This is a genomic window from Clostridium sp. Marseille-P2415 (assembly GCF_900155545.1).
Lineage (GTDB): Bacteria > Bacillota > Clostridia > Lachnospirales > Lachnospiraceae > Lacrimispora.
Window position 1 is genome coordinate 1211121 of sequence record NZ_LT732526.1, and the last position, 22383, is coordinate 1233503.

The following is a 22383-nucleotide window of genomic DNA, read 5'->3' on the forward strand; positions in this document are numbered from 1 at the left end:
CCAGACATGGATATCCTTTAACGCAAAAATGTCACCGCAAAATAAATGGCCGGTGCCGTAAAGAGCATGCTGTCAAACCGGTCCAGAATTCCGCCATGTCCCGGAATCAGTTTCCCATAATCCTTTATCTGATGATCGCGTTTAATGGCAGATGCAGCTAAATCTCCAACCTGAGAAATCACCGCCGCAATGGCACAGGCTAATGCACAGGCTGTCTGTGGATCACGGATATCCGTCATGGACGTACCGAAAACGGTTCCATAGAGAAGTCCAAGCAAGGCCGCTCCTGCCACTCCGCCAATCGCTCCTTCTATGGACTTTTTGGGGCTCAGCACAGGAGCCAGCCTATGTCTCCCAATTATCATCCCGACACAGTAAGCGCAGGTATCACAGCCCCAGGAGCTTAAAAACACCAGCCATACCAGATATTTTCCATCTGCCATGGAACGGACCTGATACAGATAAGACAGCATGACCGCTACATAGAATACTCCAAAAAATGCTGCTGTCACCTCATCCATCCGGTATTTCGGGAAGGTGAATACATAAATGCTCATGAGGATCATCAAAAATGCAATGGACAAAAGCAGCATGAACTGCTCTCCGCGGAACCACAGCAGGCCGTAATATGCCAAAACCGTTAAATACCCCATAAACCCCAACGCTTTTTTCTGTATCTTCATCACACGGTACAACTCAAACAAACCAACCATGGATATGGAAACGGTTGTGGCAAAAAGCAGGATTCCGCCGCTTCCCACCGTAACAAGAGCAATCAAAATAAGAATGATTCCGCTTATAAGTCTGGTTGTGAACATCGCGCTTCCTCCCTCCGGATCACTTCACTCCCCCAAATCTTCGTTCCCTGCTATTGTACGCCGCAATAGCCTTTTTCAATTCATCCATATTAAAATCAGGCCAATAGCAGTCCGTAACATAGAGTTCTGTATAAGCCAGCTGCCATAACAGATAGTTGGAAAGGCGCAGTTCTCCGCTGGTGCGGATTAAAAGGTCCGGATCCGGAATTCCTTCCGTATCCAGATAAGAAGCAAAAACTTCCTCCGTCATATGTTCCGGTATAATCTTTTTGTCTATCACATCCTTCATGATCTTTCTCGTGGCGCGTACAATTTCATCGCGGCTGCCGTAATTTATTGCAATCACAAAGGTCATGCCGGTATTGCTTTTTGTCTGCTCCACCAGTTTACTGATTCCTTCTATAATATCCTGGTCAAAACGTTCCCGCTCCCCGATCATCTTCACGCGCACATTATTGGCATTGGCAACCTTCAAAAGTCTCACCAAATAAACGCGGAACAACTGCATTAATGCTCCCACCTCTTCTATGGTACGCTTCCAGTTTTCCGTAGAAAAGCCATAAACAGTCAGATACTTAATTCCAAGATCTGCCGCGTCCTTCACCGTTTTTTCCACGGTCACACAGCCTTCTTTATGGCCCATGCTCCGGGGAAGTCCTCGTTTTTTTGCCCATCTTCCATTGCCATCCAGTATAATGGCCACATGCTCCGGGATTATCAGATTTTCAGTACTTTTTTCCATATAATACGGCTCCTTTAAAAACACAAAACAGGACAGGCAAAACGCCTGCCCCCTATTCAAGATTTTTACACAGTAAGAAGATCCTTTGACTTTTCTTCAATCGCTTTTTCTACCTGAGCGATCATCTTGTCTGTTAATTTCTGAATCTTATCCTCAGCCTCTGCCTGCTCATCCTCAGAAATTTCCTCTGCCTTTAACTGTTTTTTGAAGGAGTCATTGGCATCCCTGCGAATGTTGCGGATGGCCACCTTAGCAGCCTCTCCTTTTTTCTTAACATCCTTTACCAGCTCTTTTCTGCGCTCCTCGGTAAGTTCCGGGAAAACGAGACGGATCACATTGCCGTCATTTGTCGGGTTGATTCCCAGTTCAGAGCCAAGAATCGCCTTTTCAATGGCCTTTAACAGACTTTTCTCCCATGGCTGGATCACAATCATACGGGCCTCTGGAATGGAAACATTGCCCACCTGCTGGATCGGAGTCGGGGTTCCATAATAATCCACCCTGATTTTATCCAGTACATGCGGGTTGGCACGTCCTGCGCGGATGGTCATATACTCGTTCTCCAGTGTTTTTAATGTCTTGTTCATCTTGTCTTCGTAAACCTGTAAACTCTCCTGCATATCGTCCTCCTGATTTTACGCGGTCACTATGGTACCGTTTATTTTTCCCTGCATTGCATTGGCAATACCATCTTTTTCATTCAAACTGAATACCGCAAGCGGCATCTTATTTTCCATACACATGATGGAAGCGGTCAAATCAATGACACCAAGCTGTTTGTCGATCACTTCCTGAATGGAAATCTTATCGTACTTTACAGCATCCGGATTAATCTTCGGGTCGCTGTCATACACACCGTCAATGGCTTTTGCCAGTAAAATACAGTCCGCATCCATCTCAATGGCACGCAGTGCAATTCCCGTATCGGTTGAAAAATAAGGATGACCCGTACCTCCGGCAAAAAAAACGACCTTGCCTTCTGCAAAATATTGATTTGCCCTGTCCTTGGAAAAAAGCTCTGTCATGGAACCGCACTCGAACGGAGTCAGTATCCTGGTATCCATCCCCGCATTACGGAAAATTTCCGAAACATAGATGCAGTTCATAACAGTGGCAAGCATGCCGATCTGATCCGCCTTGGGACGGTCAATTGCATTGCTGGTCCTGCCTCTCCAGAAGTTTCCTCCGCCAATGACGATTCCCAACTGAACACCTGCCTGAACGGATATCTTAACCTGCCGTGCAACCTCTTTAACAGTAGCTTCCTCAAAGCCTGTCTTATTGGAACCGGCAAGAGCCTCGCCGCTGAGTTTTAATAATACACGTCTTGGATTCATAACCTTACTCTCCTGTACTTTTGTATTGTCTTAACCGATTATAGCATACTTTTGGATGGTTGGAAAGAGGAAGTTTGCAGACAACTGCAGGGTTAAAAATACCCAGGATAATAATTTCCCGGGTATTTTTATAAAATATTCTATTATTACTGTTCCATAGTTGCAAACTGGAAGTACCAGTATCCCCGCGGGCTATACCATATTCCCTTTAACTTTGTATCCTGCAAATAGTATTCATTGCTATATACAAGGGGTGCCATTGCAGCATCCTCTAAAAGCATATTCTCCGCCTCATGCAGCTTTTCATAATGTACGTTTATATCTGCTGTCAGGTTGGCCTCATCCAACAACTTGTCATATTCCGGATTATTGTATTTACCATCGTTGTTACCGCTGGTAGATTTTAAAAGGTTCAGCAGATTCGATGGATCATCGTAGTCAAATCCCCAACTGTTGCGTGCGATCTGATAATCTCCGGCACGGCGGGTCGCTGAAAAGGTGGACCATTCTACGATCTTAATATCCAAATTTACCCCCAGTGTTTCCTTCCAGCAGCTCTGCAAATACTCTGCAATAGGTTTGTTATAACCGGCTTCATTGGTCATATATTCGATGGTTGGGAATCCTTTTCCATCCGGATAACCTGCTTTTGCGAGAAGTTCTTTTGCTTTTTCAACATCAGCATCGTGGTTCTTAACATCAAAGAAATCACCGCCATTGTTTACACGTGTCACATCTTCAAAGTATGAACCATCTTTTGCATCAGAAATGCCAGGCCCGACAAAGTTGGTTGCAGGAGAAGCAATTCCGTCCATGACAGTTTCTGCAACATAGTCCCGGTCAATTGCAAGGCTCAATGCTTTCCGTACATCCGGGTTATTAAACGGCTCCTTCTCTAGTTGGAAACTGATATAGGCGGTAGCCTGTTTTGGATCAAGATGGAAATCCTCTTGATCTCTCAGCCTTGGAATCTCTGCGGTAGGAACATCCTTACACAAGGAAATCTCACCCGCCTGATAAGCACTGTAAGCTGCGTTAGAATCTTCCATTAAAACAAACTTCAGAGTATTGACGGTAACCTTATCTGCATTCCAGTAGTTTTCATTTTTAGCAAATGTAATATGAGAACCCGGTACCCATTCAATCATCTTAAAAGGGCCATTGCTCACATAGGTTTCAGGCTTTAAAGTCCACTGTTCGCCATTTGCTTCAATCACTTCCTTTTTTACAGGAACCATGGAAGTATGGGTAGCCAGCTTAGGGAAATATACGCATGGAGCCGATAACTCAACTACAAAGGTTTTATCATCCGGTGCAGAAACGCCAAGGGCATCAATGTTTCCTTCTGAAGCCTCTTGATATCCCTTTACATTGCCAAGCATATCTACCGCATAGGGAGCAGCCGTATCCGGATCAGCAAGTCTCTTCCATGCATAGGCGAAATCATGAGCAGTTAACGGTGTCCCATCGCTCCATTTTAAACCCTCACGAAGATGAAACGTATAGGTGCAGCCATCTTCAGATACATCATAGGATTCAGCCTGGCCCCCTACAATCTTATTTTCTGAATCAACGATTAACAATGTTTCAAATGCTTCCATGATCATATTTCCGGCATCAGCAGTGCTGTTTAATGACGGGTCAATTGTCTCCGGATCCGGGCCAATTTGTACGGCCAGATCCAGTCCTGCAGAAGTTCCTTTTGCCGGTGCAGCAGTTTCTCCGCTAACTGCCGCATCGGCCGTTGAATCAGCGGCTGCCTTAGTACCTGTAGCATTGTTACTGCCACAAGCGGAAAGAATCATACCGGAAGCCATAACAGCAGTCAATACAAGTGACACCTTTTTCATAGATATTCCTCCTCTTTTCATAGATACAACAAAACTTCAATCAGTTACTTTACTAATCTACCTTTTAATATATCAGAATATGAAAGAATTAACAACAAAATATTATCCTTTTATGGATATTATTTAAAATGAGGGGAATGCTGTATGCAGTATGAATCATCGCGTTTTCATGTCAGGTGTAATGTTTCTCTTCTTTTAAACGAAAAATCCAGCCAGATTATCTTTTGAGATATTCCAGCCGGATTATTGGCGTTATAAAAAATATATTACAGAGTATAAAAAAGGAGATACTGTAAATGAACTCACGTTCGTTTTGCAGCATCTCCTTGTTCCCTTATTAATCCATAGTAGCGTACTGGAAGAACCAGTATCCATATGGAGAGTGCCATGTTCCCTTTAACTTCGGATCCTGTAACCAGAAGTCATTGTAATAGGCAAGCGGAGCAATAGCAGCATCCTCAAGAATCATATTTTCTGCTTCATGCAGTTTTGCATAATGATCAGCAACATCAGCTGTTGAGTTTGCTTCTTTGAGCAGCTTGTCCAGCTCAGGATTATTATACTTAGCATTGTTGTTACCGCTGGTGGATATCATTAAATTCAGCATATTAGAAGGGTCATCATAATCATATACCCAGCCATCACGTGCAAGCTGATAATCTCCGGCACGGCGGGTAGGTGTGAAGGTCGCCCACTCAACAATCTTAATGTCCATGTTAATTCCAAGTGTTTCTTTCCAGCAGCTCTGCAGATATTCAGCTACCGGCTTGTGATAGCCCGCATCATTAATCATGTATTCGATGGTTGGGAATCCCTGGCCATCCGGATAACCGGCTTTTGCAAGAAGTTCTTTTGCTTTTGCAACATCAGCATCATGATTGGCTATATCAAAAAAGTCACCGCCGTTGTTCTTACGTGTCACTTCTTCGAAGGAGGATCCTTCTTCCGCATCAGAAATACCAGGTCCGACAAAGTTTGTTGCCGGTGAATAAGTTCCCTGCATAACAGTATTGGCAACATAATCACGGTCAATTGCAAGACTTAATGCTTTCCGAACATCCGGATTATTAAACGGTTCTTTCTCATTCTGGAAGTCTACATAGTAAGTGCTCATAATAGGCTCAACATGGAAATCTTCTTTTCCCTTGAGATTTGGAATTTCTTCTGTCGGCGGCTCTTTAATCATAGAAACTTCACCGGCCTGATATGCATTGTACGCTGCATTGGGATCTTCCATCAAAACAAATTTCAAAGTATTTAAAGTCACTTTATCCGCATTCCAGTAGTTTTCATTCTTTGTAAATGTAATGTGAGAACCCGGTACCCATTCTACCATTTTTAACGGACCGTTAGAAATATAAGTCTCAGGTTTCAAGGTCCACTGATCACCATTTGCTTCAATCGTACCCTTCTGTACCGGAACCATAGTCGCATGTGTAATCAGCTTTGCAAAATATACACATGGAACAGATAACTCTACTACAAAGGTCTTGTCATCAGGAGCGGAAACACCAAGAGCATCTAAGTTTCCGGCTGCAGCTTCTTCATAGCCCTTCACATAGCCCAGCATGTCCGCTGCATAAGGAGCAGCCGTATTAGGATCTGCCAGCCTCTTCCATGAATATACAAAATCATCAGCGGTTAATGGGGATCCGTCGCTCCACTTTAAGCCGTCACGAAGGTGGAAGGTATAGGTAAGTCCGTCCTCCGATACGTCATAAGACTCTGCCTGACCAGGTGCGATTTTATTTTCTGAATCCACAATCATCAAAGTTTCATACGCATGAAGAACCATATTAGCACCGTCAACTGCGGTATTTAAAGCAGGATCAATTGTCTCCGTATCCGGACCAATTCGAACCGCAAGATCAAGCCCGTTTGAAGTTCCTTCCCCCGGAGCAGCTGTTTCCCCGTTTGCTGCAGCGGAAGTCGCACCGGCACCTGCTGACGGGTTGGCTGATTTATTGCCGCCGCAAGCGGAAAGAATCATGCCGGTCGCCATGACAGCAGCCAATACAAGTGACATTTTTTTCATATATATTCCTCCTATAAAAATTATTTTCTATCAACACAATAACACTTTAAACAGCTACTGCGCCAATTTATTTTTTAGCATAACATAAAAGCAGTGAAATAGCAATGGTAATTTAGTTCACCTTGTCCAGGTGATGGCATGCCGCATAGTGACCGGAAGACACCTCTTTCCATTCCGGTTCCTGCTCCGCGCAAAGCTCATCCGCATAGGGGCAGCGTGTACGGAAACGGCAACCGGATGGCGGATTTACCGGGCTCGGAACATCTCCCTCCAGGACAATTCTCTTCGATTTACGGCTGGTCTCCGGATCTGCAATCGGGATCGCGGAAATCAGACTCTTCGTGTACGGATGAACGCTGTGGAAGGTCAGTTCATAGCTGTCCGCAAGTTCTACCAGTTTCCCCAGGTACATAACACCGATCCGGTTGGAAATATGCTTTACAATCGAAAGATCATGGGCGATAAATAAATAGGTAAGGCCCAGTTCTTCCTGAAGCTGTTCAAACATATTGACAACCTGTGCCTGAATGGAAACATCCAGAGCGGATACCGGCTCATCACAAACAATAAATTGCGGATTCACAGCCAAAGCCCGAGCAATACCTACACGCTGACGCTGTCCCCCGGAAAATTCATGAGGATAACGGTTCGCATGCTCTGAGTTAAGTCCCACGGTAGACAGCACGGAAATGATCCTTTCCTGACGGTCCTTTTTACCGGAAGCCAGATGATGGATATCAATCGCCTCGCCCACAATGTCTCCTACAGTCATTCTTGGGTCCAGGCTTGCATACGGATCCTGAAATACAATCTGCATTTTCTGGCGGTAAGGAAGCATATTTGCTTTGGTAATATCTTCTCCGTCAAAGAAAATCTTTCCGGAAGTAGGCTCATAAAGGCGGAGCAGAGTACGGCCTGTGGTCGTCTTTCCGCAGCCGGATTCTCCTACCAGGCCCAGAGTCTCTCCCTTCCTGATTCCGAAAGACACGTTATCAACCGCCTTTACAACCTTTTTCTCAAACAGCTTACCACCGGCAACAGGGAAATACTGCTGTAAATTCTTCACTTCTACAAGATTTTTATTTTCCATCATGCATCTCCCTTCTGTGCCTGTCCTTTATCAAGCGGACATTCGCAATCCGCTTCCGCTGCCTGCACATGAACGCCGGACGCTGCGCTGCGTTCAAATTCCTGTTTCTGCAGCAGCCAGCAGGCACTGTAATGAATATCGGATATATCGGTGTATGGCGGCATTTCGCGCAGACAAATCTTCATGCAGGCCCTGCATCTGGGCGCAAAAGGGCAGCCTTTAGGCGGATTCAGCATATCAACAGGGCTTCCTTCAATCGGAACCAGCTTGCTGTGCTCTTTTTCCGTAAGCTTTGGAATGCTTCGGATCAGACCCTTGGTATATTCATGACTCGGACTGTAGAAAATATCATCCGTATCGCCATATTCGACAACTTTTCCAGCATACATAACTGCAATGCGGTCGCACATGTTGGCAACAACACCCAGGTCATGGGTGATCATAATGATTGCCATGCCAAGCTTCTCTTTTAAATCCATCATCAGTTCCAGAATCTGTGCCTGAATGGTAACATCCAGAGCCGTTGTAGGCTCATCCGCAATCAGAAGCTTGGGTTCACAAGCGAGGGCAATGGCGATCATGACACGCTGACGCATACCTCCGGACAGTTCATGAGGATACTGTTTTAAACGTTTCTCCGGCTCATTGATTCCAACCAGAGTAAGAAGCTCTTTTGCTCTCTCCTTCGCCTGATGTTTATTTTTGTTCGTATGAAGCATGATCACTTCACAAATCTGGTTTCCTATGGTATAAACCGGATTCAGACTTGTCATTGGATCCTGAAATATAATAGAAATCTCGTTACCGCGGATCTTCCTCATATCCTTTTCCGTCATCTGCTCAACCTGATGTCCGTTAAACTGAAGGGAACCGCCGATCAAACGGCCCGGATAAGCCGTAAGGCCCATAAGGCTGTACGCAGTAACAGACTTACCGGATCCTGATTCACCGACGATACCCAAAACCTCACCTTCCCGAAGATGAAGGGATACGTTATTCAAAGCCTTAACTTCCCCTGCCGGTGTAAAGAAAGAAAGACGTTCATTCTCAATATTAACCAAATATTCACTCATCAAATCTCTCCTCCTTTAATCTTTCAGTTTCGGGTCAAATGCGTCACGAAGACCATCCCCCAGCAGGTTGAAGCTTAAAATAATGACCGAAATCGCAAGAGCCGGGGCAAACAAACGGTGGGGATAACTCTGCAGACCATTTAAGGCAGCGCTTGCAAGGCTTCCCAAAGAAGGCATGGGCGCAGCAACGCCAAGGCCCAGGAAGCTTAAAAAGCTCTCTGTAAAAATGGAGGACGGAATCTGCAGCGTAGTCGTAACGATCAGAGTACCGATACAATTGGTGAGAAGGTGCTTCTTAATAATATGTCCGCTGGAAGCGCCAAGGGCTCTGGCTGCCGTTACATATTCCTGCTCCTTTAAAATTAAAATCTGGCTTCGAACAATACGCGCCATACCTACCCAGTAAAGCAGAGCGAACACAACAAAAATACTGATCAGGTTCACACCGATAACCTGGATCCACTGAAAGCCAGGCCTTTGAGCCAGGGCCTTTAAAGGCTGGTCAAAAGCGACCGACAGCAAAACAATGATCAGGATATCCGGTACCGTATAAATCATATCGACAATGCGCATCATGATCATGTCGACCCAGCCGCCGAAGAAACCTGCTATGGAACCATAAAGCGATCCGATCAGCAGGATAATACAGGAAGCTACCAGACCTACTGTCAGGGATACACGGCTTCCCATCATGACGCGGACCGCATAATCACGGCCAAGATTATCCGTTCCCAGAATATGAGGATATACGCTCTCTCCTGCTTCTATGGCCTTCAATTCTTTTTCAGAATACTGCATCGGAGCAAGGTTTTCACTTCCCCGGATCTGCTGCTCGTACCGGTATGGATAAAACTGAGGAACAATAAATGACAAGACAAATACAACAAGGATTACAACAAGGCTGACCATAGCAATCTTGTTCTTCTTAAGACGCCTGATCCCATCCTTCCAAAATCCGACGCTCTTCCGCATGACTGTAAGGCTTTCTTTTTCTGCATCACTTGCCGGGAGAAAGTCTTCCACATTAAGCTGCAATGATAATTTATTCTTTGGCATCCTCTTTCTCCTTTCTCTTACTTCAGATTAATACGTGGGTCGATGAATTTATAGGCTACGTCAACCACCACATTCATGATAACCATTAAAGTAGCAAGGAAAATCGTTGTACCCATAATAAGAGGATAATCACGTCCTGTAATCGAACCGATGAACTCCGAGCCCAACCCCGGAATTGTAAATATCTTCTCAACTATAAAGCTTCCTGTTACGGTATAGGCCAAAAGCGGTCCTAAATATGTAACAACCGGAAGAATGGCATTGCGCAGTGCATGCTTAAAGATGCTGACCATCTGGGAAAGCCCCTTGGCACGGGCAGTTCTCATATAATCCTGTCCCATAACATCCAGCATGGAGGAACGCATCAGACGGGCAATATAGGAGGATGGATATAATGCCAGCGCAATCACAGGCATGATATAATTTTTCCAGGATGCCAGTCCATAAGTAGGCAGAAGTCCCAGCTTTAAACTTAAAACATACATTAGAATCGTGCATACCACAAAGCTCGGCACCGCGATCCCGCATGTACTGAATATGATAATGATATTATCAACAATGGTTCCCCGCTTAAACGCTGCAATACTGCCCAAAGGAACACCTACTATAACAGCCATCAAAATCGCAATCCCGCCGATTTTGGCTGATACCGGGAATTTGGCCGCAATGATCATGTTTACGGTCCGGCCACGTTGTTTTACGCTTAATCCCAAATTTCCATGAAGCAAATCCTTCATATAGGTTGAATACTGTTCGCCCAGCGGCTTATCCAGTCCATACTTTTCATTCAGGGCCGCCTGGGCCTGTGGACTGACGGCCTTCTCCGACATGAAGGGGCCGCCCGGCACCATATTCATGACAAAGAAAGTAATCGTTGCAACAGCAAAGATGGTTATAATCGCCATAGCGATACGCTTTATAATATATTTAGCCACTTTCATCAACTCCTTTGGTCTAGTGGTGTCCGTCCAATATGGAAACATTTGTCAATGGTAAACGGACACTGTCTGAATAGAAAAATCCCATGGATACCCATGGGATTCCCCCCTCAGAATCCTGTTACAAGATTACTGCATCTGTTTTGCAACTTCTTCTGCAAAGTTCTCTTCCTTCTTCTCAAGACCTTCACCAGTCTCAAAGCGGACAAACTTCTTCACATCTACCTTACCGCCAACTTCTTTGGAAACCTGCTCTAAATATTTGCCAACCGTTAAATCGCCATCTTTTACATAAGCCTGATCCACAAGACAGAATTCTTTTAACTCTTTGTTTAAGCGTCCGACAATCATTTTCTCAAGAATGTTGTCCGGCTTGTCCGGGTTCTCATTCTTAGCCTGAACCTTTAAGATTTCCATCTCATGATCAATGAATTCCTGCGGGATTTCATCTCTCTTTACATACTTTGGTGTTAAAGCAGCGATCTGCATGGCAACATTCTTTAACGCTTCTTTTACAGCATCGTTCACAACTTCAGCGCCGGCTTCAATTAAAACACCGATTCTTCCGCCGCCGTGGATATAATCAACCACCACACCATCGGTAACGATTTTCTCAAATCTTCTGATGTTCATGTTCTCACCGATCACTGCGATCTGGCTGGATAATACCTGAGCTACCGTTAAAGAACTTTCCTTTGCCCATGGCTCTGCAAGGAAAGCCTCCATATCCTTCGCATCGGATGCAAGTGCCTGAGCTGCAACATCAGCAACATAGCCCTGGAACTGAGCGTTCTTTGCAACGAAATCTGTCTCGCTGTTTACTTCTACGATTGCTCCGGATTTTCCGTCTGCACTTACAACAGCAGTAACGATACCCTCTGCTGCGATTCTTCCTGCCTTCTTAGAAGCTGCAGCAAGTCCTTTCTCCCTTAAGAACTCTACTGCCTTGTCCATATCACCATCGGTTTCTGCAAGAGCCTTCTTGCAGTCCATCATACCTGCACCGGTCATCTCTCTTAATTCTTTTACCATTCCAGCTGTAACTGCTGCCATTCGTTTTCCCTCCATCTATTGATTCATTTCGTCATTGACATACTCAAAGCTTGTCCTATATACCGGAATCTCATTTTTCCCGTTGCCCGCGTAAAAAAATGCTTCAACCCACTCCTCAAAGCAGGTCGAAGCATTCAATCGCCTGAATAATTAAGCTTCTACAGTCTCTTCTGTTTCCTGAGCTGCTTCTGCTTCCTCAGCTACTGCCTCGCCCTGGTTTGCCTCGATTACTGCGTCTGCCATCTTGGATACGATTAACTTAACGGCTCTTATCGCATCATCATTACCTGGAATCACAAAATCAAGTTCTTCCGGATCACAGTTCGTATCAGCGATACCAATCAACGGAATTCCCAGTGTGTGAGCTTCCTGAACGCAGATTCTTTCTTTCTTAGGATCTACAACAAAAATTGCATCCGGAACCTTCTTCATCTCTTTGATTCCGCCTAAGTTCTTCTCCAGCTTCTCCCATTCTTTTCTGAGAGCAATGACTTCCTTTTTAGGAAGAACATCAAATGTTCCGTCCTGAGACATGGTCTCGATCTCTTTTAATCTTGCGACTCTGGACTGGATGGTCTTAAAGTTTGTAAGCATACCTCCAAGCCATCTTTCATTAACATAATACATACCGCAGCGCTCTGCTTCGGACTTGATGGCATCCTGAGCCTGCTTTTTTGTACCTACAAAAAGGATCTTGCCGCCTTCCGCAGCGATGTCGGAAACTGCCTTGTAAGCCTCATCTACCTTTACAACAGACTTCTGTAAGTCGATGATGTAGATGCCGTTTCTCTCTGTGTAAATGTACGGAGCCATCTTAGGGTTCCATCTTCTTGTCTGGTGACCGAAGTGCACGCCAGCTTCCAAAAGCTGCTTCATTGAAATTACGCTCATGTTACTTCCTCCAATTGGTTTTTCTTCCATCCGCTTCTCATGCTTCCGGGGAGACCGGTATCCGGCACCTTCCTCTGGAATCCGCAGACGTGTTTTTTTATTAAGCTTAGCTAGTATAGCATATCTTTCTGTGCGATGCAAGTAATTTTTTATATCTTTCTGTCCAAAACAAAAGCGTCCTGCCGCATTTTCACTAAAAAAGGAGCAGTCTCTCCCTGTCTGCTCCTCTGCGTTCCATACGGAATCTACATATCTTTTATATCCCGGCGTTCCTGAATATTCTTACCATTTCCAGCCTTTATGGTCTTCAATTCATCAAAAACCACATCATTTAAAACCTTAATATAGGTTCCTTTCATGCCGGAAGATCTGGATTCAATCACTCCTGCACTTTCAAATTTCCGAAGTGCATTGACGATAACGGAACGGGTAATGCCTACACGGTCGGCAATTTTGCTTGCCACTAAAATACCTTCATTGCCATCCAATTCCTCAAAAATGTGGGTGATGGCCTCCAGTTCAGAAAAGGACAGAGTGCTGATGGCAGATTTTACAATCTGCACTTTTCTGGTCTCCTCTGCATTCTCTTCATTGACAGAACGCATCATTTCAAGTCCTACTACTGTGGTCCCGTATTCGCTTAAAATGATATCGTCGATATCGTACTGGGAATCCGATTTGTAAATGAACAGGGTCCCGAGCCGTTCTCCTGCAATGTCGATCGGGGTAATAATTGCCTGGTATTTTCTGATATTGTTCCCAGTGAAACCCAGCGTTTCCAGATTGACGTTCTCTTTTGTTGATAAAATGCTGAGCAAACGCTCGTTCAGCATTTTATCAACATAACCGCCGACCTGGTCCGCGATCAGCTCCTGAATCTCATCTATGTCCGGTGTAAGGCCAACGCCCAGCACCTTCCCCTTCTTGCTGATCACAAGAATATTCGAATTCAGGATCTCGGTCAGCACTTCACAGATATCGTTAAATACAACCTTATGCGAATTGTTGTTATGCAATAATTTGTTAATTTTTCTAGTTTTGTCCAACAACTGTACGCTCATAGCCGAAAACCTCCTTAAGAATTTATGTGAAAATCCAAAATACTCCTCTAATAATTAAATACTAACATTATTATTTTCAAATAACAATAGTTTTTTGAAGATTTTCGATTTTCTTAATAATTATTCTATTTTCCTATTTGTCAGTACTGTAACCACACTGCTCATTCGAACACAGTAATTTATTTCCCTTTTCAACCATATAATATCCGCATTTAGGACATTTTTGTGTGGAAGGCTTTTGCCAGGACATAAAATCACACTCCGGATTCGCTTCGCAGCCATAATAAACTCTGCCCTTTTTGGTTTTTTTGATCACAACTTCTTTTCCGCATTTCGGACAGGGAACGCCAACCTTTTCCAAATAAGGTTTTGTATTCTTACATTCCGGAAATCCAGGACATGCCAGGAATTTACCGTGAGGACCATACTTAATGACCATGTTACGGCCGCATACCTCACAGATTTCATCCGTCACCTCATCTGCAATGGTCACGGTTTCCAGTTCCACAAGCGCTTTATCCACTGCTTCTTTTAAATCCGGATAGAAATTTTTCACAACAGTTTTCCACTGAACCGATCCATCCCCCACCTTATCAAGAAGGTATTCCAGATTCGCAGTGAACGTGATATCTACAATACTGGGAAAGCTTTGCTTCATCATGCTGTTGACGACTTCGCCCAGTTCCGTCACATAAAGATTTTTACTTTCTTTTGCCACATACCTTCTGGCTATGATGGTAGTAATGGTAGGCGCATAAGTACTTGGGCGTCCAATGCCCTGTTCTTCCATGGCTTTCACCAGAGAAGCCTCTGTAAAATGAGCCGGCGGCTGAGTAAAATGCTGACTGTTCTCCAGTTTATCCAGCTGAAGAACAGTTCCTTTTTCCAGATTTCCCAGCAAAACATTTGCCTCTTCTTTTTCATCTTCCTGCACATAAACGGACATAAAGCCATCAAAGGACAATTTGGAAGCAGAAAGTGTAAAGGAATAATCTCCGGCCCCAACCTTAACGGAAGTGGTTTCGTAAACAGCTGGCTGCATTCTGCTGGCTGCAAAGCGTTTCCAGATCAACTGGTAAAGCCGGAATAAATCGCGCTGCAGGGACTCCTTTACCACAACCGGCGTGAGGGAAATATCCGTAGGACGGATTGCCTCGTGGGCATCCTGAATTTTCACATTGCTCTTCTTTGTCTGCTCGCCCTGGGCTACATACTGGCTTCCGTACTGCTTTTCTATATAATCTCTGGCTGCAGTATCCGCCTCTTCCGCAACTCTGGTGGAGTCTGTACGCAGATAAGTGATGAGACCCACGGTCCCATGTCCTGTAACCTCAACACCTTCGTAAAGCTGCTGCGCCAGCCGCATGGTCTTCTGGGTGGAAAAGTTAAGCACCTTGGAAGCCTCCTGCTGAAGGGTACTGGTCGTAAACGGGATCGGAGATTTCTTGATCCTCTCTCCCTTCTTGACTTCGTCCACCACATAGGCCTGATTTTCCAGACCTTCCAGGATCCGGTCCAGCTCCTCTTTGTTATGAATGGCAATTCTGCTGTTTTTGTCTCCATAAAATTTCGCTGTAAGAGGTTTTTTGCCTCCCTGCTGTTTCAGGACCGCTTCCAGATTCCAGTATTCTTCCGGAATAAAAGCATTGATTTCCTCTTCCCGGTCACAAATCAGCCGAAGTGCCACAGACTGGACACGGCCGGCACTCAAGCCTCTCTTTACTTTTGCCCAAAGCAAAGGGCTTATCATATAACCAACCATACGGTCCAAAACCCTTCTGGCCTGTTGGGCATCCACCAGATTCATATCGATCGCCCTTGGGGTTTTTAAAGAGGCTTTCACAGCGTTCTTCGTGATTTCATTAAAACTGATGCGATACACCTGCTTTTCGTTCAGTTCATCCAGCTTCAAAGCTTTCATCAGATGCCAGGAAATTGCTTCTCCTTCACGGTCAGGGTCAGTTGCCAAGTAGACCTTATCGACCTTTTTCACTTCTTTCCTCAGCTTGGCCAGTATATCACCTTTTCCTCTGATCGTTATATATTTGGGATCAAAATCATGCTCTACATCAATTCCCATCTGACTCTTAGGAAGATCCCTCACATGTCCGTTGGAGGCATCCACTTCATAATTCGCCCCAAGGAACTTCTTAATCGTCTTTACCTTTGCCGGTGACTCCACAATTACTAAACAGTTCGCCATACCAAACTCCTCGCCTATAGTTTCTTACCATAATATTGATGGGATGTCTGTACAATGCGGCCATTCAACTCTAATTCCAGAAGGGCACTCATACAATCGTTTACAGACAATCCGCTTAAAGCTATAATCTCTTCCAGATTCTTCGGTTGCAAATCTAGGCAACTATACACCATTTTTTCTTTTTTGGCAAGCCCGTTCTCACTTTTTTCATGAACTCTTAATATTTTACCGTTCCTTAATTCGAAATATTCCAGCACTGCATCCGGGCTCAGCAAAACTCCGGCACCATCGCTGATAAGCCGGTTGCAGCCTGCACTTAAGGGATCTGTCACCCTTCCGGGAAGGGCAAATATTTCTTTTCCCTGTTCCAGCCCCAGATTTGCAGTAATCAGGGATCCGCTTTTTTCCCGGGCTTCGATCACCAGAATCACATCGGAGAGCCCACTGATAATCCGGTTTCTCATTGGAAAATTGCAGGGCCTGGGGGCTTCCCCCGGCATAAACTCCGTGAGTATCCCGCCCTGCCCGGTCATCCGTTCATATAATCCATAATTTTCCCTTGGATAACAGATATTGATTCCGCACCCTAATACTCCATAAGTGTCGCCACCGGCTTCCAGTGCTCCCTGATGTCCTGCTCCGTCTATCCCGCAGGCCAGTCCGCTGATGATCTGGACTCCTGCTCCCGAAAGTTCTCTGGCCAGATATGCAGCCATCTGTTTTCCGTAGTTGGTACAGTTCCTGGCTCCAATCACGGCTGCTGCCGGTCTTTCATCCTCAGGCAGCTTTCCCTTTAAAAAAATCCACATGGGAAATCCATGAATTGCAAGAAGGCGCTTCGGATATTCCTCATCATGCGGCGTAACAAAGCGGATTCCTTTGTTTTGCATGCCTTCCAGTTCTTTTCTGTAAGTATGAAACCTTTGTTTGTATTCATCAAAAAAAGAAGCTTCCGCCTGATTGAAAAATCCTGACTGCGCTAATTCTTTTCCTTCTATATTATATATTCTTTTATAGCTGCCCATGTGGTCATAAAGTTTCTTAATTTTCACTGCTCCCAGGACCGGAACATGGCAGAGCCAGTACAAGTACTCCAGTTCTTCATGATTGTCCATAAATTCCTCCCCAATATTTTCCTTCCATGCTTCGCAAGCCTGCCGCTTCCGACAGATGATTTTTTGTAATCTTGTCAGATTGCTCTAAATCCGCGATGGTCCTGGATACCTTAAGTATCTTCTCATAACCTCTTGCGCTAAGTCCCAGCCTGTCATAAATCTTTTTCAAAAAATCTCTTTCTCTTTTCCCCAGGATGCAGAATTGCTCGATCTGGGACTTATTCATGGCGCTGTTAAAATAAATTCCGCGTCCCTCAAACCGCTCCTTTTGAATCCTTCTTGCCGCTTCCACCCGTTTCCGTATGGAAGCGGATGATTCTCCGCCTCTTCCCTCCTGCAATTCTTCATATGTAATAGCTCCCGATTCCGCACAAATATCAATCCGGTCCAGCAGCGGCTTTGAAATCCTGCTTAAATATTTACGTACCTGCTGCTCAGAACATCTGCATCTGGTCCGGTCCGGATAAAAGCCGCAGGGACAGGGATTCATAGCAGCCGCCAACATGAAATCCGCGGGAAATTCATACGCTCCAAACATTCTGGATATGGTTATTTTCCCCTCTTCAAGAGGCTGCCTCAGGATCTCTAAGGTATTTTTTTGAAATTCGGGTAATTCATCCAGAAACAGAACGCCTCCGGATGCCAGGGAGATTTCACCTGGTTTTGGTATTCTTCCTCCGCCGGCTAAAGCCTGGGGGCTGATCGTATGGTGGGGACTGCGGAAGGGCCGTCTTGCCATCATGGGCGTATCCTGGGAAAGCAGGCCGCATACGCTGTAAATCTTTGATATCCCGATGGTCTCATCCACGGATAGGGAAGGCATAATGGTTGGGATTCGTTTGGCGATCATGGTCTTTCCAGTTCCGGCAGGACCGATGTAGAGAATATTGTGCATGCCGGCTACAGCCACCTCCGTGGCCCGTCTTAAGAAAAGCTGTCCTCCAACCTCTGAATAATCAACGTCATAGTTCTCTGACTGCCCCGTGAACCTGTTCAGACTGCTGCAGACTGTTTTTTGTTTTTTGGGGGAATGAAGCTGATCCGTTAAATCCTTCAAGCTTTCTACCCCGATAATTTCCATTCCTTCTATTATCAAACCCTCTCTAACGTTTTCTCCGGGAAGAAAACATCTGTGCTTTCCGTCTTTTTTTGCAGCCGCAGTAATCGAGAGCGCTCCCCGTACCGGCTTGATTTGCCCATCCAAGCCCAATTCCCCGGAAATGACACAATTTAGCAAAACAGAGGGTTCTACCATACCGGAAGCCGCCAGAATCGCGATAGCGATAGGCAGATCAAAGGCGGTTCCTTCTTTACGGATGTCAGCAGGCGACAAATTAATGGTGACCTTTCTTGCAGGGAGTCGAAAACCGGAGTTTTTAAGTGCTGTCCTCACCCGGTCCTGAGCCTCTTTCACCTCAGAAGACAGATAACCTACCATGGAAAAACCGGGGAGCCCATCACTTACATCCGCCTCAACCAGGATCGGAACCCCTTCCACTCCTGTAATACCCACACTATGAACTTTACTGTACAAAGCTGCTTCTCCTTTCAATATTCAGTTTCTGAATGAATGCCGTTGGAAAAATAATGCAGAAACGCATCTGGAATGTTCCTAATCCGGAACCTGACTTTAGGATAACTGATAAAGCGGAAAAAAGCAAGTTTTTTCTCTCCACTGACTTTTTTCCGCTGATCATCGTGAATGATTACCTAACCGCACCATAACCCGGGAATCAGTTATCTTTTAAGCCATTAGAAAATTCCGGCATGTAAGACCGGTAACGGAGTGGCATGTGGTTACGCTGACAGACCGGATTTGTCCGTTCCTTTATGGAAATACTTCTTCTGAAGCACTTATAAAGCTCCTCATATTCGTCCTCTAACGATGCCTTCTTAAGCCGTTCTTCCCATTCTTCCGAAATGAAATCCGCCAAAAACCACGGCCGCAAAGCCGGATGAAGAGCTGCTTTTTTCCTGTTTTCATCATATAAAACCCAATTTTCCCCTGACAGCCGGTCCGCAAAATGTGGAGCCAGAAGAACAAGCACATCATTCTTTGGCCCGATCCTGCTCACCAAAAGATCTCCCTCCATCTCCACAAAACGCACAAAACCGGTAAGCAGATGGGTCTCATTGTCTATATGGCGGCACATCTGAAAAATATCATATACCTCTTGTACCTGAAGCATATTGACAACACCTGCTCCTATATGGAAACCATAAATCAGGAAACGGTAAATCTTATCCGCACGGTCCGCCTCTTTACTCAAAGCCGCCTTATAAACAGCGATATAGGCATCCTCCGAGATTTTCTTCCTGATTGCCTCTGCCACCTTATCTGCATTCCGGGCATCAACAGGAACATCGATGTATTGGCAGAATAACTCCATGGTATCTTCATCCCCCATAAGTCTCAGTTTTACATTGGAATGGCCCTTTCTGCCTGTCCATGCGGCATATACGCCGCTAAGGATTCCTTCCACGCTGTTTTCACACAAATAGACAGTCATCTCTGCATTCCTCCCGGCCCTGATAAAGCGGGTAAATTCATGTCATCAAACAGGGAAAGCTGCCGGAAAGTTCCTGTTGACCCGATATCCCATATCTTTTTCTGTTCATCACCAATCAGATGGCTGGAAATATAATCTTCCTCAATCTTAACCGGATACATCATACGGCCGGAACAGGTAATAAAATATAGGGCCCGTTTCAGTACCACACCGATCTTTTTTAAAGCGTCAAAATCCAGGGGGGCGTTCCTTCTGGCCGCTATAATGCGCTTCGCGGACTTCACTCCCATTCCGGGAACTCTCAAAAGGGTGTAGTAATCCGCCCGATTCACTTCCACCGGAAATAATTCCAAATGGCGTAAAGCCCAGTCGCACTTTGGGTCCAGCAATACATTAAAGTTGGGACGTTCTTCGGAAAGCAGTTCCCCCGCCTGAAATCCATAAAAACGCATAAGCCAATCTGCCTGGTAAAGCCTGTGTTCCCGCAAAAGAGGCGGGCCTCCGGGAAGGGATGGCAGGCTGCTGTCCCGATTGACCGGAACAAAGGCAGAGTAAAAGACCCTTTTTAAGTCATAATTCTGATAAAGTGCTTCTGCCACCATCATCATCTGGAAATCATTTTCCGGAGTCGCACCCACAATCATCTGAGTGCTCTGCCCCGCCGGCACAAAAGCCGGAGCTTTCCGATATTCCATCAGCTCATACCGATTCACGGCAATTCCCTTCTGTATCTGCTTCATTGGCATAAGGATCTTGCTCCTGCTCTTTCCCGGAGCCAGCTTCTTAAGGCCCTCTGCCGTAGGAAGCTCCAGATTGATGCTCATACGGTCTGTTAGAAAACCGGTTTTTTCTATCAAAACCGGATCAGCACCGGGTATGGCCTTTACGTGAATATATCCGTGAAAATGATATTCCTCCCGCAGTTTTTTAAGAGTCTGGTATATTAAATCCATGGTAAAATCGGCACTGTAAAGAACTCCGGAGCTTAAAAACAGTCCTTCAATGTAATTGCGGCGGTAAAACTGAATGGTCAGCTGGCATACCTCATCCGGCGTAAAAGCGGTTCTCACCACATCGTTGGAACAACGGTTAATGCAATATTTGCAGTCATAGATACACTGGTTGGTAAATAATATCTTCAACAGGGAAATGCACCTGCCGTCTGCAGAAAAGCTGTGGCAGATCCCGGCCGCCGCCGTATTCCCAAGAGTTCCGGCCTTTCCTTTGCGGTCTACCCCGCTGGAGGTACAGGCAACATCGTATTTTGCAGCATCCGATAATATCTCAAGCTTCTTCTGAACGCTTAATTCATCCTGAATCAACATTTTCTCACCTCGAACATACGTTCTTTTCTCTATCGTAGCACATTTCAGTCACTTTTTCAAGCATTTTTGAATATATGTTCGTCTCGTCCCCGCACTCCCTTGTCTTTAAAGCAAAAAAGAGTAACCGAAAAAGACGGCAGCAATAGAACCCGCCGTCCTTTTTGGTTACTCCATTCTGTATATGGAACTTAAAGCCCGCTTTAAGGCCTTAATTTTTTTATTCCACGTATCCTTCCGGATTGTTTTTCTGCCAATTCCAGGAATCATGGCACATGTCTTTTAAATTCCGTTCTGCTTTCCAGCCAAGCTCCTGCTTCGCTTTTAAAGGATCCGCATAACACTGCGGAATATCCCCCGGCCTTCTATCCTTCATCACATAAGGAATCTTCAAACCATTGGCCTCTTCAAACGCATGGATCACATCTAAAACGCTGTAGCCGGTACCCGTACCGAGGTTGTAAATCCAGACGCCGCCCTCATTATCAGCCATTTTCTTTAAAGCCTTTACATGACCGTCTGCCAAATCCACTACATGGATATAATCACGTACACAGGTGCCATCCGGTGTATCATAATCGCTGCCGAATACGCCCAGACACTCCAGCTTTCCTACTGCCACCTGGGTGATGTAAGGCAGCAGATTATTGGGAATTCCCTTTGGATTCTCACCGATACGGCCGGATTTATGAGCTCCGATGGGATTGAAATAACGCAATAGCATTACCTTCCACTCCGGATCAGCCGTATGTAAATCAGTTAAAATCTGTTCCAGCATCCCCTTGGTCCGCCCGTAAGGATTAGTAATCTCACCCTTGGGACACTCCTCCGTAATCGGAATAAATGCCGGATCTCCGTATACTGTGGCAGAAGAACTGAATACAATGCTCTTCACCCCGTGGTCTCTCATTACATCACAAAGCACCAGAGTTCCCGTAATATTGTTATGATAATATTCCAAAGGCTTACCGACTGACTCTCCGACCGCTTTCAGGCCTGCAAAGTGAATCACCGCATCAATAATTTCCTCATCAAAAATCTGGTCTATCACATTCCGGTCCAATAAATCTGCCTCATAAAAAGTCAGCCTCTTCCCCGTGATTTCCATCACTCTTTCCATGGATTCCCTGCAGGAATTGCATAGATTATCAACGACCACTACATCATAACCTGCATTTAAAAGTTCCACACAGGTATGGCTGCCAATATATCCGGCGCCTCCAGTAACCAAAATCGACATTATATTATCCTCCTTCTAAGATGACTTAAGACTATTATAAGCAGAGATA

19 protein-coding genes are annotated in these 22383 nt (G+C 45.2%); all 19 read right to left on the reverse strand.

Annotated elements, in window-relative coordinates; all coding sequences use genetic code 11:
* Positions 1–17: 17 nt before the first annotated feature.
* Positions 18–818, reverse strand: a complete 801-nt coding sequence (locus BQ9856_RS10585) for a phosphatidate cytidylyltransferase (RefSeq protein ID WP_077610999.1) — start codon at positions 816–818, stop codon at positions 18–20.
* Between the two features lie 19 nt (positions 819–837).
* On the reverse strand, positions 838–1560 hold the full coding sequence (locus tag BQ9856_RS10590; protein ID WP_077611000.1) for an isoprenyl transferase: 723 nt from the start codon (positions 1558–1560) through the stop codon (positions 838–840).
* Positions 1561–1625: 65 nt separating this feature from the next.
* Positions 1626–2180: a ribosome recycling factor gene (gene frr / locus BQ9856_RS10595; RefSeq protein ID WP_077611001.1), complete on the reverse strand. Its 555-nt coding sequence runs from the start codon at positions 2178–2180 to the stop codon at positions 1626–1628.
* A gap of 15 nt (positions 2181–2195) precedes the next feature.
* Positions 2196–2897 carry a UMP kinase gene (gene pyrH / locus BQ9856_RS10600; protein WP_077611002.1) on the reverse strand — a complete coding sequence of 234 codons (702 nt, stop codon included), beginning with the start codon at positions 2895–2897 and terminating at the stop codon, positions 2196–2198.
* Positions 2898–3043: 146 nt separating this feature from the next.
* On the reverse strand, positions 3044–4747 hold the full coding sequence (locus tag BQ9856_RS10605) for a peptide ABC transporter substrate-binding protein (protein WP_077611003.1): 1704 nt from the start codon (positions 4745–4747) through the stop codon (positions 3044–3046).
* A 337-nt stretch (positions 4748–5084) separates the two neighbouring features.
* On the reverse strand, positions 5085–6782 hold the full coding sequence (locus BQ9856_RS10610) for a peptide ABC transporter substrate-binding protein (RefSeq protein WP_077611004.1): 1698 nt from the start codon (positions 6780–6782) through the stop codon (positions 5085–5087).
* Between the two features lie 112 nt (positions 6783–6894).
* On the reverse strand, positions 6895–7875 hold the full coding sequence (locus BQ9856_RS10615) for an ABC transporter ATP-binding protein (protein ID WP_077611005.1): 981 nt from the start codon (positions 7873–7875) through the stop codon (positions 6895–6897).
* Positions 7872–8945 carry an ABC transporter ATP-binding protein gene (locus BQ9856_RS10620; RefSeq protein WP_077611006.1) on the reverse strand — a complete coding sequence of 358 codons (1074 nt, stop codon included), beginning with the start codon at positions 8943–8945 and terminating at the stop codon, positions 7872–7874. The genes BQ9856_RS10615 and BQ9856_RS10620 overlap by 4 nt, the downstream gene beginning before the upstream one ends.
* Positions 8946–8960: 15 nt before the next feature.
* On the reverse strand, positions 8961–10001 hold the full coding sequence (locus BQ9856_RS10625; RefSeq protein WP_077611007.1) for an ABC transporter permease: 1041 nt from the start codon (positions 9999–10001) through the stop codon (positions 8961–8963).
* Positions 10002–10018: 17 nt separating this feature from the next.
* On the reverse strand, positions 10019–10936 hold the full coding sequence (locus tag BQ9856_RS10630; RefSeq protein WP_077613339.1) for an ABC transporter permease: 918 nt from the start codon (positions 10934–10936) through the stop codon (positions 10019–10021).
* A gap of 132 nt (positions 10937–11068) precedes the next feature.
* Positions 11069–11992 (reverse strand): translation elongation factor Ts, encoded by a 924-nt coding sequence (gene tsf, locus BQ9856_RS10635; RefSeq protein ID WP_077611008.1) that lies wholly within the window; start codon positions 11990–11992, stop codon positions 11069–11071.
* 150 nt (positions 11993–12142) lie between these two features.
* Positions 12143–12883 carry a 30S ribosomal protein S2 gene (gene rpsB, locus BQ9856_RS10640; RefSeq protein ID WP_159441980.1) on the reverse strand — a complete coding sequence of 247 codons (741 nt, stop codon included), beginning with the start codon at positions 12881–12883 and terminating at the stop codon, positions 12143–12145.
* A 245-nt stretch (positions 12884–13128) separates the two neighbouring features.
* Positions 13129–13944, reverse strand: coding sequence for a GTP-sensing pleiotropic transcriptional regulator CodY (gene codY / locus BQ9856_RS10645; protein WP_077611010.1), 816 nt, complete (start codon positions 13942–13944; stop codon positions 13129–13131).
* 133 nt (positions 13945–14077) lie between these two features.
* Complete coding sequence (gene topA, locus BQ9856_RS10650) at positions 14078–16147, reverse strand: type I DNA topoisomerase (protein WP_077611011.1); 2070 nt, start codon at positions 16145–16147, stop codon at positions 14078–14080.
* A gap of 14 nt (positions 16148–16161) precedes the next feature.
* Positions 16162–17262 (reverse strand): DNA-processing protein DprA, encoded by a 1101-nt coding sequence (gene dprA / locus BQ9856_RS10655; protein WP_077611012.1) that lies wholly within the window; start codon positions 17260–17262, stop codon positions 16162–16164.
* The gene (locus BQ9856_RS10660) at positions 17249–18796 is read right to left on the reverse strand and encodes a YifB family Mg chelatase-like AAA ATPase (RefSeq protein WP_077611013.1); all 1548 of its coding nucleotides are present in this window, start codon (positions 18794–18796) and stop codon (positions 17249–17251) included. Before BQ9856_RS10660 ends, dprA begins: the two co-directional genes overlap by 14 nt.
* A gap of 199 nt (positions 18797–18995) precedes the next feature.
* Positions 18996–19772, reverse strand: coding sequence for a TIGR03915 family putative DNA repair protein (locus BQ9856_RS10665; RefSeq protein WP_077611014.1), 777 nt, complete (start codon positions 19770–19772; stop codon positions 18996–18998).
* Positions 19769–21097, reverse strand: coding sequence for a putative DNA modification/repair radical SAM protein (locus BQ9856_RS10670; protein WP_077611015.1), 1329 nt, complete (start codon positions 21095–21097; stop codon positions 19769–19771). Before BQ9856_RS10670 ends, BQ9856_RS10665 begins: the two co-directional genes overlap by 4 nt.
* A 217-nt stretch (positions 21098–21314) precedes the next feature.
* Positions 21315–22334: a UDP-glucose 4-epimerase GalE gene (galE, locus tag BQ9856_RS10675; RefSeq protein WP_077611016.1), complete on the reverse strand. Its 1020-nt coding sequence runs from the start codon at positions 22332–22334 to the stop codon at positions 21315–21317.
* Between the last annotated feature and the right edge of the window lie 49 nt (positions 22335–22383).